The 12,516-nt window shown below is 49.1% G+C and carries 13 protein-coding genes; 11 read left to right on the top strand and 2 right to left on the bottom strand.

Going from position 1 to position 12,516, the window contains the following annotated elements; translation table 11 throughout:
• Positions 1 to 82 precede the first annotated feature (82 nt).
• From B1728_RS11680 to gndA, 7 genes are all read left to right on the top strand, one after another.
• A complete protein-coding gene (locus B1728_RS11680; RefSeq protein WP_144027842.1) occupies positions 83 to 1,003 on the top strand; it encodes a stalk domain-containing protein in 921 nt (306 codons plus the stop codon).
• A gap of 313 nt (positions 1,004 to 1,316) precedes the next feature.
• On the top strand, positions 1,317 to 1,913 hold the full coding sequence (locus B1728_RS11675; RefSeq protein ID WP_079910390.1) for a hypothetical protein: 597 nt from the start codon (positions 1,317 to 1,319) through the stop codon (positions 1,911 to 1,913).
• A gap of 248 nt (positions 1,914 to 2,161) precedes the next feature.
• A complete protein-coding gene (locus B1728_RS11670) occupies positions 2,162 to 3,172 on the top strand; it encodes a LacI family DNA-binding transcriptional regulator (RefSeq protein ID WP_079910389.1) in 1,011 nt (336 codons plus the stop codon).
• A gap of 5 nt (positions 3,173 to 3,177) precedes the next feature.
• A complete protein-coding gene (locus B1728_RS11665; protein ID WP_079910388.1) occupies positions 3,178 to 4,449 on the top strand; it encodes a nickel pincer cofactor-dependent isomerase, group 22 in 1,272 nt (423 codons plus the stop codon).
• The gene (locus tag B1728_RS11660; RefSeq protein ID WP_079910387.1) at positions 4,446 to 5,999 is read left to right on the top strand and encodes a gluconokinase; all 1,554 of its coding nucleotides are present in this window, start codon (positions 4,446 to 4,448) and stop codon (positions 5,997 to 5,999) included. Before B1728_RS11665 ends, B1728_RS11660 begins: the two co-directional genes overlap by 4 nt.
• Before the next feature lie 50 nt (positions 6,000 to 6,049).
• Complete coding sequence (locus B1728_RS11655; RefSeq protein ID WP_179135982.1) at positions 6,050 to 6,817, top strand: SDR family oxidoreductase; 768 nt, start codon at positions 6,050 to 6,052, stop codon at positions 6,815 to 6,817.
• 175 nt (positions 6,818 to 6,992) lie between these two features.
• Positions 6,993 to 8,405 carry an NADP-dependent phosphogluconate dehydrogenase gene (gndA, locus tag B1728_RS11650; protein ID WP_079910386.1) on the top strand — a complete coding sequence of 471 codons (1,413 nt, stop codon included), beginning with the start codon at positions 6,993 to 6,995 and terminating at the stop codon, positions 8,403 to 8,405.
• Here gndA and B1728_RS11645 read toward each other — a convergent pair.
• Entirely contained in the window at positions 8,402 to 8,740 is a 339-nt protein-coding gene (locus B1728_RS11645; RefSeq protein WP_079910385.1) for a hypothetical protein, read from the bottom strand. The genes gndA and B1728_RS11645 overlap by 4 nt on opposite strands.
• Positions 8,741 to 8,905: 165 nt before the next feature.
• Between B1728_RS11645 and B1728_RS11640 the strand changes: the two genes are divergently transcribed.
• Positions 8,906 to 9,412, top strand: coding sequence for a shikimate kinase (locus tag B1728_RS11640; protein WP_144027841.1), 507 nt, complete (start codon positions 8,906 to 8,908; stop codon positions 9,410 to 9,412).
• Here B1728_RS11640 and B1728_RS11635 read toward each other — a convergent pair.
• Positions 9,409 to 9,702 (bottom strand): rhodanese-like domain-containing protein, encoded by a 294-nt coding sequence (locus tag B1728_RS11635; RefSeq protein WP_079910384.1) that lies wholly within the window; start codon positions 9,700 to 9,702, stop codon positions 9,409 to 9,411. The two genes, B1728_RS11640 and B1728_RS11635, sit on opposite strands and share 4 nt — an antisense overlap.
• A gap of 187 nt (positions 9,703 to 9,889) precedes the next feature.
• Between B1728_RS11635 and aroA the strand changes: the two genes are divergently transcribed.
• The 3 genes from aroA (at position 9,890) to B1728_RS11620 (ending at position 12,516) form a co-directional block, all read left to right on the top strand.
• On the top strand, positions 9,890 to 11,185 hold the full coding sequence (gene aroA / locus B1728_RS11630) for a 3-phosphoshikimate 1-carboxyvinyltransferase (protein WP_079910383.1): 1,296 nt from the start codon (positions 9,890 to 9,892) through the stop codon (positions 11,183 to 11,185).
• An 82-nt stretch (positions 11,186 to 11,267) separates the two neighbouring features.
• Positions 11,268 to 12,077, top strand: coding sequence for a C39 family peptidase (locus B1728_RS11625; protein ID WP_079910382.1), 810 nt, complete (start codon positions 11,268 to 11,270; stop codon positions 12,075 to 12,077).
• Positions 12,078 to 12,090: 13 nt separating this feature from the next.
• Positions 12,091 to 12,516, top strand: coding sequence for a CoA-binding protein (locus tag B1728_RS11620; protein WP_079910381.1), 426 nt, complete (start codon positions 12,091 to 12,093; stop codon positions 12,514 to 12,516).

Here is a 12,516-nt window from a genome sequence, read left to right as displayed (position 1 = left end):
AATGGTTGGACTTTCGGCATAGACGAGGCCGCTTGAGGCTGCCTTCTTGTCAAAATTTCAATGGGGAAAGGTTTGAGCTGTGATGAAGCAATGGAAGAGAGTTTTGATTATGGGTGCGGTGCTGGGAAGCACTTTTACCGCGGGTGTGTATGCGGAAGATATTTTACAAAGAGTCGAAGCCTATCTGCGTCCGGATTTTAATATCGTCGTGGACGGCAAGCCGGTGAAGCTGGAAGGACCGACGCTGGTATACCAGGATAAAAGCTATTTGCCATTAAAGGAGCTGGGCAATATGCTGGGTGCCAATATTTTGTGGAAGAGCGACAACAAGACGATATACATTAACAGCCGCATTAATTCGGAGCAGCCGACTGAGGATAAAGACGCGACCTATGAGGAGTTTACGCTTCGCTCGCCTGCCTCCCAGTGGGTGACGTATTTAGGGGCGGATTATCCGCTGCTAACCGTGTACTCCGACAAAGGCTCCGGGGTTTATTACAGGCTGTCCGATTTAAAAAGGATGGGGATTGATACGGAAGGCTTGAAGAAGAACCGGGAGAAGCTGACCGGGGTTCTGTATGTAAGCGATGCGGAAGCGAGAAAGCGGTGGCGGCAAGCGCCGTCCGTGTCCCGCCAGAACAAGGAGAATTACATCATTGCTAACGAGGTGAATACGGAGAAGCTCGCCAAGCTCAAGGAATACGTCAAAAGCACGGCCAATTTTACAATCAAAGATTATTACTACTCGACCAAACCGATCATGATAGAGAAGATTGATGGCGAGGATCGTTACGAATATTTGGTGTACCAGACGATGAGCGGCAGAGGCAACGGCTTCAACATCAACCAAAGCCATTATTTCCGGGCTATACTCCGTTTGGACAAGCAAGGGTTTGGGGATAACTTGACGTATAGCGTCAATGTGGAAACCCGTACCGACTTGAATGACGAGCTCGACCGCAAGATCAACCAGGCAAGCCAGCAAAGCGATGAACAGAAATAATAGCCGAGTCCATTCAAGGATCGTCTCCAGGAGGCGGTCCTTTGTTTTTCTTATAGCTGCCGGGTCTTTCTGCAAAGTTGTGTAGCCGCTTCGAAGTTATGACCCCGCTTTGCAGAGGTATCTTATTAAAAAAATGGATTGAAATTCAAGGAAAAAAGTCAATAATCCAAGTTGCTAAATCATATGATTCATAATAAGATAGAATTAAGTAACTGAATTGTCTGAAAATTCTATCAAAATCCGGGCTATCCAGATCAGTCGATAATAAGGGATAGATGGCCATGGGTTATGTACCATTTGGGAGGGGATTGCCGTGAGTAAAAGTCATGAAGTGGAATATTGCAACCTTGAGTTACGATTTGACCGTCGGCTAATCCGTAACTTCATTAAAGCGCTGATACAAGAGGGGTATTCTCTATATTGGAACGAGAGCGATCAACAATTCATCGTCTCGATCCGAACCGGCCGCAAGCTGGTGAAATTGAAGTTTCAGCGCATAGGAGACCGATACAAAATTGTCGGGAATTATTCGTTCAAGGACGAAAAGCTGGCGGAGCTGATGGAGAAAATGATCGGCGATACGCGCGGGCATGCCGTAGTCAAACGATTCAAGGACAGACAAATATTAATCGAAAATATTATGTTTGGTGAAATCATCCGAATGGTCGAAATTTCCGGTGTCGAGCATAAAGTACTTTTTCAAAAGGAGCCGGTGGTTACGGTGGAAGAAATGATGCAAGCTTTCCGATCGAAAAGACCTGATGACCGTATTCCTGTCCTGAGGCTGGAGCTAGATTATGAGCTTGCAACTCTCCATGATGCATTGAAGTCGGGAGATGCTAAAACGGTGAAATTGTGCAAAGAAAGGTTGATGGAACTCAGGCATGAAATGTTGCAGCTCGAAATGTAAACGTTACGATTAGAAGGGTCTGTGTATAGTATGCACAGACCATTTTTGTTGGCTTTTTGGGTCATACGGGGGAACGGGAAGGGGAAATGCCGTGTCGCAGCTGCAGAGGGAGCTAAAGAAGCAGCGGCACTACGGGGTGGAGACAGGCGATATTTGCGTAAAAAGAGCAAAACAGATCAATACTTCGCAAAAAATGTTCGTTGTTAACGTGTGCAGCTGTATGATATTATAAAACGGAGGTGGTAGGATTGAGTGTTACGATCAAAGACATTGCCAAGCTGGCGAATGTTTCGCATACTACGGTCTCCAGGGCTTTGAACGACAGTCCGCTGATCAATCAGGAGACAAAGGAGCGGATCCAGCAGCTCGCGGCAACCTTGAATTACACCCCGAACTACAGCGCCAAGAGTCTGGTCCTTGATCGATCATACAACTTGGGATTGTTTTTTTCAACTCTTCATACCGGTACATCTGCCGGCTTCTTGTACGAGGCGGTTAAGGGGGTCAACGATGTCATACAGGATCAATACAATTTGATCGTGCGAGGCATTGATGATTACAAAAGCTATCATAAAATTAACCGCAAAAGCTTTGACGGCATTATCGTCATGAGCCAAAGCTCCTCCGACCAGCCGTTTATCGAATATGTGACGGAGCGGGAAATTCCGCTGGTTGTCTTGAATCGCCAGATCGATACTCTGCCTGTCATGAATCTTATTCCGGATGACTTGCGCGGAGCGTATCGCGTGGTGGAATATTTGATTCAGAAGGGCCACAGGGATATAGCGATAATTGAAGGGAAAGAAAACTTCAAATCGACGCAGGCCCGCCGCGAAGGCTATCTTGAAGCGATGAATCAGTATAAGGTGACCGTAAGGGAAGAGTACAGGGTACAGGGAAATTACGACGTGGAGAGCGGATATGCCGCTATGTCGCGGCTGTTGACACTGGACCACAAGCCTACGGCCGTTTTTTGCTGCAACGATGAGATGGCGTTAGGAGCCATTAAAGCGATCACTGAGAAGCAATTGTCCGTACCTGGAGATATCTCGGTCGTCGGGTTCGACGATCAGCTGTTTTCCGCATTCGTGACTCCGGCATTGACTACCGTCAGGAGGCCGATTGAGGAGATCAGCCGGGAAGGCGCGGCGAAGCTGCTCACTTTTATAGAAAGCAAGCAGGTGGAGAAAGAAACCATCTTCATTCGAACGGAGCTCATTATTCGTGACTCCGTCAAAACAATCGCAGGAGGCGCTTAGAAGCTATGAGTATTTTGAGACAGGTTCTAGAAGACATTCCTATTCCGCAAATGGTACGTATCCGCCAAAAATTTGATGACACCAAGATTGATAACCTGAAAGAAGTGCTGGAGCAGGAGCTGAAAAAGCCGGGGACCATCGACCAAATCAAGCCGGGCCAGCAGGTAGCGGTAGCCGTGGGCAGCCGCGGTGTGGCGAATATCGCTTTGTTTACGAAAGTAACGATCGATGCCATCAAGCAAGCAGGCGGAGAGCCGTTTATCGTGCCTTGCATGGGCAGCCATGGCGGCGCAACGGCTGAAGGGCAAAAAGAGGTTCTGCATCATCTTGGAGTAACGGAAGAAGCGATGGGAGCACCGATCCGTTCCTCGATGGAAGTGGTTAAAATCGACGAGCTTCCTAACGGCCTGCCTGTTTATGTAGATAAAATTGCTTCAACTGCAGACGCTATCGTAGTCATCAACCGCGTGAAGCCCCACACGGCGTTCCGCGGACGCATCGAAAGCGGTATTATGAAAATGATCTCCATCGGTCTTGGTAAGCAAAAAGGGGCCGAAGCCTGCCATCAATTAGGCTTTAAGTATATGGCGGAGAACGTTCCGGCTATGGCCAAAATTATGATTGAGAAGCTTCCGATTGTTTTTGGCGTAGCATTGGTTGAGAATGCTTATGACCAAACCTGCCGCATCGAGGCGCTTCCGGCTGCGCAAATCGAAGAGCGTGAAATGCAGCTGCTGGAAGAGGCGAAGGCGCGCCTGCCAAAAATTTTGTTCGACCAAATCGACGTGCTTGTTATCGATTATATCGGCAAGAACATCAGCGGCGACGGCATGGATCCAAACGTAACCGGCCGTTATCCGACTCCTTATGCGCATGGCGGACCTGACGTTTCCAAGATGATCGTTCTCGATCTGACACCGGAAACCAAAGGGAATGCCAACGGCGTAGGTACAGCCGACTTTACTACGCAGCGTCTGGTCGACAAAATGGATAGAGCAGCTACCTTCGTTAACGGATTGACTTCGACGGTATGTGCTCCAACCAAAATTTCGACCACGCTGGATAACGATTATTACGCGATTAAAGCAGGCGTTAAAACCTGCAACATCCTGGATTATACCAAATGCAGACTCGTACGCATTCAAGATACGCTGCATTTGGGTGAAATCGAAATTTCCGTCAATTTGCTTGAAGAAGCCAAGCTGCATCCGGATATTGAAATTTTGACGGAACCTTATGACTTGCAATTTGACAGCGAAGGGAACTTAGCGAAATGAGTTTGACAATAGCAAAGCCGTACATTATTGCAGCCGATCTCGGGACGACCAGCGCGAAAACGCTGGTGATCGACCGGGACGGCCGCGTTCTGGCATCGAATTCTATTGAATATCCTCTGAATACGCCTAGACCGGATATGGCGGAGCAGAACCCGGATGAAATCTTTCATGCAGTAGTGACTGGGATTCAGGCTGTCATCACCAAGGCTAAGATTTTGCCTAGCCAGGTGCTGTGCGTTTCGTTCAGCTCGGCGATGCACAGCTTAATTGCGGTCGATCGCGATTTGAATCTGCTGACACAATCCATCACGTTTGCGGATAACCGCAGCGTCGGCTACGTCAAGCCTTTGAAGGAAGAATTAAACGGGCACCAGATTTATTTGAATACCGGAACGCCTCTTCATCCGATGTCGCCTTTGCTGAAGCTGATGTGGCTTCGCGACAACCGTCCGGATGTGTTTGAGAATGCGTACAAGTTTATCGGGATTAAGGAGTATGTATTTGCCAAGCTGTTCGGCAAATTTATCGTGGACTATTCCATCGCGAGCGCCACGGGGCTGTTCAATCTTCGCAACCTTGCTTGGGACGATCTGGCATTGAAAGCCTGCGGCGTACGTGAAGAGCAGCTTTCCGAGCCGGTTTCTACCGTATACCACATTTCCGGTATGAAGGAGCAGTATGCTCAGGCAATGGGCCTGCATGCGGATACGCCATTCGTTGTGGGCGCATCGGACGGAGTGCTGGCGAACCTTGGAGTCGGCGCGTTCGAAGAAGGCATTTATGCCGTGACCATCGGAACCTCCGGCGCGGTTCGCGGGGTTGTCCGCGAGCCTGTAACCGACCCCAAAGGAAGACTATTCTGCTATGCTCTGAAGGAGGACTTCTGGGTGGTTGGTGGAGCCATCAATAACGGCGGCATCATGTTCCGTTGGGTCAGAGACCAGCTGGCGACGGCCGAAGCGGAAGAAGGCCGCCGCAGAGGCCTGGATCCGTATGACTATTTGACTTCGCTTGCCGAAGAGGTATCCGCGGGCTCCGACGGACTTATCTTCCTCCCGCTTCTAACCGGGGAGCGCGCACCTTATTGGAATGCTAATGCACGTGGCGTCTTCTTTGGCTTATCGCTTTACCATCAGAAGAAGCACATGATTCGTTCTGTTCTTGAAGGGGTTGTCTATCGGATCAACTCCGTATTAAGCGCATTGGAAGAGCTGTCCGGGCCGACCAAGGAAATCCGCGCATCCGGCGGCTTCGCACGATCCAGCTTCTGGCTGCAGTGTATGGCCGACGTAACGGGCAGCTCGGTAGCCGTACCGAACTCGATCGAGAGCTCCGGATTGGGCGCTGCACAGCTCGGTATGCTGGCGATGGGAGAGATTAAAGACTTCTCCTCCGTACACAATTGGATGCAGGTTCACCATCGCCACCAGCCGGATTCCGGCAACCATCAGCTGTACCAACAGTTGACAAATATTTATAATCGTGTGTACCATCAGTTGAAGGATGAATTCGATGCGATTGCTGCGTACCAACAGCAGCATGCAAAGTAGTTCCGCCCAACAGACGGTTCATGCAATACCTATACATGAGGAGGATCATCATGAATTTGTTCGATTTGACTGGTAAAACAGCAGTAATTATTGGGGGTAACAGTACTCTTGGGGGAGCAATGGCTGTAGCACTGGGCGGTCATGGCGCCAATGTGGCTGTCGTAGGACGTAACGCGGAGAAATCCGAGGCTGTTGTCAAAAAAATTGAGGAAGTAGGCGGCAAAGCCAAAAGCTTCTCAGCAGACGCTACCAAAGTCGAGGATCTTCAAAAGGTTCTTGAGGACGTTCTGGCTTGGACAGGCCGTTGTGACATCTTGATGAACTGCCCTGGCATGAACAGCGCGACTCCGTTCTTCGAATTGAAAATGGAAGAATGGGACGCTATTATGGAAGTAAACCTCAAAAGCGTTGTGTTAGCTTGCCAGGTGTTTGGGAAACATATGGTGGACAAAGGCGAAGGCGGCAGCATTATCAACATTTCGTCCGTATCCTCCGAGCCACCGTTGTCCCGCGTATTTACTTACTCGGCGTCCAAAGCGGCTGTGAACAACGTTACGAAGTTTTTGGCGCGTGAATTTGCACCGGCTCGCGTTCGTGTGAATGCAATTATTCCCGGCTTCTTCCCGGCTGAACAAAATCGTAAAATCCTTTCTCCTGAGCGTACGGAATCGATTTTGCGCCATACTCCAATGAACCGTTTCGGTGAAGCGGAAGAGCTTCAAGGCGCAGCTGTATACCTTGCTTCCGACAAGGCTTCCAGCTTTGTGACCGGCTCGCTGCTTCGTGTAGACGGCGGCTATGGAGCAATGACGATTTAATAGATAAAAAAATTGAAAAAGGTTAGTTCCACGAGAACTGGTCTCCAAGCGGCATCCATTGTCAGCCTTGCTTCCATCGGGCGGCAATGATGCTGCTCACGGCTGGTCGGAATGAGCTTTTTTCAAACAAGAGAACATCACAACTAATTAATTCAAAGGAAGGAAGAGTAACCATATGTCCAAACAACAAGTTGGCGTTATCGGATTGGCTGTCATGGGTAAAAACCTGGCATTAAATATTGAAAGCAGAGGTTTCACCGTATCGGTATACAACCGTTCCCGTGAAAAAACAGATGCTTTGATCGAAGAAGCTAAAGGCAAAAACCTGGTAGGTACATACAGCATTGAGGAATTCGTAGCATCTCTCGAAAAGCCTCGTAAAATTTTGATCATGGTTCAAGCAGGCGCAGGTACTGACGCTACCATCAATTCCTTGATTCCTCATTTGGAAGAAGGGGACATCATCATCGACGGAGGGAATGCTTACTTCCCGGATACCCAACGCAGAAACAAGGAATTGTCCGCTCACGGCTTGCGTTTCATCGGAACGGGCGTATCCGGCGGCGAAGAGGGCGCTCTGAAAGGTCCTTCGATTATGCCTGGCGGTCAAAAAGACGCTTACGAATTGGTAGAACCGATTCTGACAGCTATTTCGGCCAAAGTAAATGGCGATCCTTGCTGCACGTACATCGGACCGGACGGTGCGGGTCATTACGTGAAAATGGTGCATAACGGCATCGAGTACGGCGACATGCAGCTGATTTGCGAAGCTTACCAATTGCTGAAAGACGTATTGAACGTTAGCACAGAAGAGCTTCATGAGATTTTTGCCGAGTGGAATAAAGGTGAGCTTGACAGCTATCTGATCGAGATCACTACCGATATCTTCACGAAAAAAGATCCGGAAACCGGCAAGCCTATGGTTGACGTTATCCTGGATTCCGCCGGCCAAAAGGGTACTGGTAAATGGACCAGCCAAAGCTCTCTTGACCTTGGGGTACCATTGTCGATCATTACCGAGTCCGTATTCTCCCGCTTCTTGTCGGCTATGAAGCAAGAGCGCGTAGCTGCAAGCAAAGTGCTGAGCGGCCCGCAAGCACCTGCTTTCGAAGGAGACCGCAAGGAGTTCATCGAGGCTGTACGCAAAGCGCTGTACGCGAGCAAAATTTGCTCCTACGCTCAAGGCTTCGCGCAAATGAGAGCCGCTTCCGAAGAATATAACTGGGGATTGGATTACGGCAGCATCGCAATGATTTTCCGCGGCGGCTGCATCATCCGTGCTCGTTTCCTGCAAAACATCAAAGATGCGTACGATCGCAACCCAGAATTGAAAAACCTGCTTCTTGACGAATATTTCCAAGGCGTTGTGAGCAACTACCAAGACGCTTGGAGAACTGTAGTGTCCGCAGCTGTAACACGCGGTATTCCAGTGCCTGCGTTTGCATCCGCATTGGCTTACTATGACAGCTACCGTTCCGAGCGTCTGCCTGCGAACCTGCTGCAAGCGCAAAGAGATTATTTCGGTGCACATACATTCCAACGCTTGGACAAAGAAGGAACCTTCCATTTCAACTGGATGGAGAACTAATCCTTGAATGCCCGGCCGTTCGGTTTCAAGGGATGCAGCCCGTAGGAAGCCTCGGAAATCCAGTGCTTCAGGCGGTCTGCCTCCTGATCGAAGCCGTTGCGACGCTGGATAAGCATTAAAGCAATTTCGGCAAAATAGCGAAAGTTTTGTAATAAGCGTGGTTGGGAAAGATCTGCTATCTGCGGATCTTCTTCAGCCACCTTTTTTTTAATAAATTCCAAAATCCAGACAACATCATCTTTGCATAACGGATGGGAAGGATTTAGAATTTGCTCCAGCTTCCGCTGTGCGGCATTAGGAACGGGGTTCTGGGATTGAGACATGGCTGAATGCATCAACAATTCATCTCTCCTCGAAATGGTTTCATAGTATCATCATAGCAGAAAAGACTGGAATCTATTCACATTCCATCATATGAATTTCTCGTAATTTCTATTCATCAACATCAACCTATGATATGATTGTAGGGTTAGACAGAAGCTGTCAAGAGGTGTAGGAATTTGGAAAAAAAGAATATCGTATTAATAGGATTCATGGGCACCGGCAAATCGACGGTAGGACACACATTGGCTTCTCGGTTGGGATGGCGGTTCATCAATACCGATGACGTCATTGAAGAGCAGCAGGGAATGTCAATCAGCGACATGTTTGCAAAGCTGGGAGAGCCTGTATTCAGGCAAGTGGAGTGCGATGTCATTCGGAAATCCCTCGAAGGGATGAACTGCATCATTGCCACCGGAGGTGGCGCAGTTTTGGCAGAGCAAAACCGCGCTGTCATGAAGGAGAAGGGCTATGTCGTGGCCTTGACGGCTGATGCGGACACAATCATTGAACGTGTGAGTCAGGACCAAAACCGGCCCTTGGTTCAAGGTGACGTAGCCGAGCGGGTGCATACGCTGCTGGAAGCCCGTAAGCATGCCTATGATTTCGCGGACCGCAAGATCGACACGAGTAAGCTGTCCGTTCAAGAAATTGCAGAAATGATCACAGCGGACCTGCAGCTTTAAAGCTGCTCCCATTCCAGCATGCCGCCGCTCATGTTTTTCAAATTGGTAAACCCTTGAGCGCTGAGAAAATCATAGGCTCTGCCGCTGCGGTTGCCGCTTCGGCAAACTAGAATGGTTTCTCTGTCGCGGGGGATGTCATTTAGGCGATCCGGAATTTGCATCAAAGGTATGTGGACAGCACCGGGAATCATGCCGAGAGCAACCTCTTCGGCCTCGCGGACGTCAATGATATCCAGCTTATCACCTTTATCCAGGCGTGACTTTAGTTCTTGCGGGGTAATGGTTTGCATAATTAAGAAGCCTCCAAATAGGTTTTTTGTAATAGGAACATCTTCCTCAATCCCATGATATAGAGAAACCCGTATGGGTGTCAAACTTGCGGTTTCCAAGCCCCGGAGGGTATGGTACACTGGCAATAATCTGAAATAAGTCTAATGATTTCGTAACTTTTATGCGGAACAGGAGAGATACATATTCATGAAAGCGATCGTAAAGCCGACAAATAACTTAGAAGGTACGATTAATGCGCTATCTTCCAAAAACTACACGACCCGCTATTTGCTCATCGGAGCATTGGCAGACGGGACAAGCACTGTATATTATCCTGCCCACAGTGAGGACAGCGATGCGATGCGCCGTTGCATCCGCGATTTGGGAGCTGTCGTTGAAGAAGATGAAGAGAAAATGACGATTCGCGGCTTCGGCAAGCATCCTAAGCATGTAAGCGAGCTGAATGTCGGTAATGCCGGCGCAGTACTTCGCTTTCTGATGTCTGTCGCCGCATTTTGCCCGGAGGTAACATTCGTTAACCAATATCCGGACTCTTTGGGAAAAAGGCCGCATGACGATCTGATCGACGCTCTGAAGCAAATGGGAGTAGAGGTCGACCATCGGGAAGGCAAGCTGCCTATCACAATTCGCGGAGGCAAGCCGCGCGGCGGCAAAATTAAAGTATCGGGCAACGTGAGCTCCCAATTTCTAAGCTCCTTGCTGTTTATGACTCCGCTTCTGGACGAAGACTGCGAGATTGAAGTGCTCCATGACCTGAAATCCAAGGTAATTGTCGGGCAAACTCTCGAGGTTATTGCTCAGGCGGGCATTCGGATTGAAGCCTCCGAGGATCTCATGCATTATAAAATTCCTGGACGTCAGCAGTACCAGCCACAAAAGTATGTCGTTCAAGGCGATTATCCTGGCTCGGCCGCTATTTTGGCTGCGGCGGCTGTCACTAATTCCGATGTTAAAGTGCTGCGGCTGGAAGAAGAGAGCAGACAGGGTGAGAAGGCCGTTGTCGATGTTCTTCGCGCTATGGGGGTTAACTTAACGCACGAGAACGGTGTGGTTCATGTCAAAGGAAACCAGCGGTTGCAAGCAGGGGAATTTGACGGGGATCATTTTACGGACGCCGTTCTGGCGATGGTGGCGGCAGCCATATTTGCCGAAGGTACCTCCCGTTTCTATAACGTCGAGAATTTGCGGTATAAGGAATGTGACCGGATTACCGATTTCCTTGCCGAGCTTCGTAAGGCCGGCGCCGACGTGGAGGAAAGACAAAGCGAAATTATTATCCATGGCCGTCCTCAAGGAGTAACCGGCGGAGTCGAGATCAATGCTCATTTTGATCATCGTGTCATCATGGCATTAACTGTAGTCGGTTTGCGTTCGGAGAAAGGGCTTATCATCAACGATGCTCACCATGTCGCCAAATCGTATCCTCATTACTTTGAGCATCTGCTCTCGTTGGGCGCTCACATCGAGCTGGTTGAGGAATAGGATTTTGAATTTCAGTGCTACCCGTTTCCGAGCGGCGATCCAGTAGCCTACTATCTAATAAAATCAAGCGGGTTGAGTCATAATGAAGGTGCTTTGGAAAGGAATCCAGGTAACACTCGGCTTTTTTACGATCATAGGGCTCATGTTTATCAGTGGAGTATTATGTATTCTCTTATACGCCAAACTAACGGGACAGGCTTGGTATGCAGAAGAGTCGTCCGTGGCTTATGCAGAAACACCGGCTTCAAATAAGGCTCAAGAAGCCCTCCCGGATCCTCCGGCTCCGCGTGCTGCTTCCGTATTGCTGGATGTGCCTGCTATAAGGCAATACCCTGAGCTGCCTTCCGGCTGCGAGCTGACAAGCCTTACGATGCTGCTTCAATTCGTCGGCATTGAGAAAAGTAAAATGGAGCTGGTACCGGAACTCAAAAAAGATCCGACCCCTCTCAAACGGAATCCGGATGGTTCCGTCGCTTATTGGGGCAATCCTAATACGGGCTTTGTCGGAGACATTACAGGAGGCGCCAAAGGCTTCGGCATTTATCATACCGCATTGATGGAGCTTCTGAATAAATATGTACCGACCGCCAAGGATTTCACTCGGCAGCCATTTGAGAAGCTGGAGGACCAGCTCCGTGAAGGAATTCCGTCCGTTGTATGGACGACGATTAATTATCAGGTTCCTGACCGGTGGGTCATCTGGGATACACCTATTGGTCCCATCCAAACGACTTTCATGGAGCATGCGGTATTATTAGTCGGTTTTGATGAAGAGAATGTGTATGTCAATGACCCGTATAACGGAAAAAGCAAAGTGAAAATCAATAAAGCCCAGTTTCTCGAAACATGGGAAGCCATGGGAAGCCAGGCTATCTCGTATACGAAATCATAAGGGGATGAACGTAATGGCATTTGAAAATCCGTCTCGTGACCGCATTAAAGAAATCTTGTCCGCTGCAGGAAATGTAGCCGTAGTAGGATTGTCTGACAAGCCGGACCGCGTTTCATACATGGTTGCAGAAGCGATGCAAAAGAAAGGCTACCGCATTATCCCTGTAAACCCGAATGCGACTGAAATTTTGGGAGAAACCTGCTATCCTTCCCTATCGGATATTCCGGAGCCAGTGGATATTGTGAACGTATTTCGTCGGAGTGAAACCGTAGTTCCCGTCGCGGAGGAAGCTGTCAAAATCGGTGCCAAAGTATTCTGGCTTCAGTTGGGTATCTACAACGAGGAAGCGGCCGATATAGCCCGCGGAGGCGGACTGGAAGTCATTATGGACCGCTGCATCAAAGTAGAGGATTCCATTCTGCTGCCAGGAGGGAAATAA

The organism is Paenibacillus sp. 32352 (assembly GCF_002042965.1).
Taxonomy (GTDB): domain Bacteria; phylum Bacillota; class Bacilli; order Paenibacillales; family NBRC-103111; genus Paenibacillus_S; species Paenibacillus_S vulneris.
The sequence above is the reverse complement of the archived record's forward strand: the minus strand, read 5'-3'. Positions and strand labels throughout refer to the sequence as shown.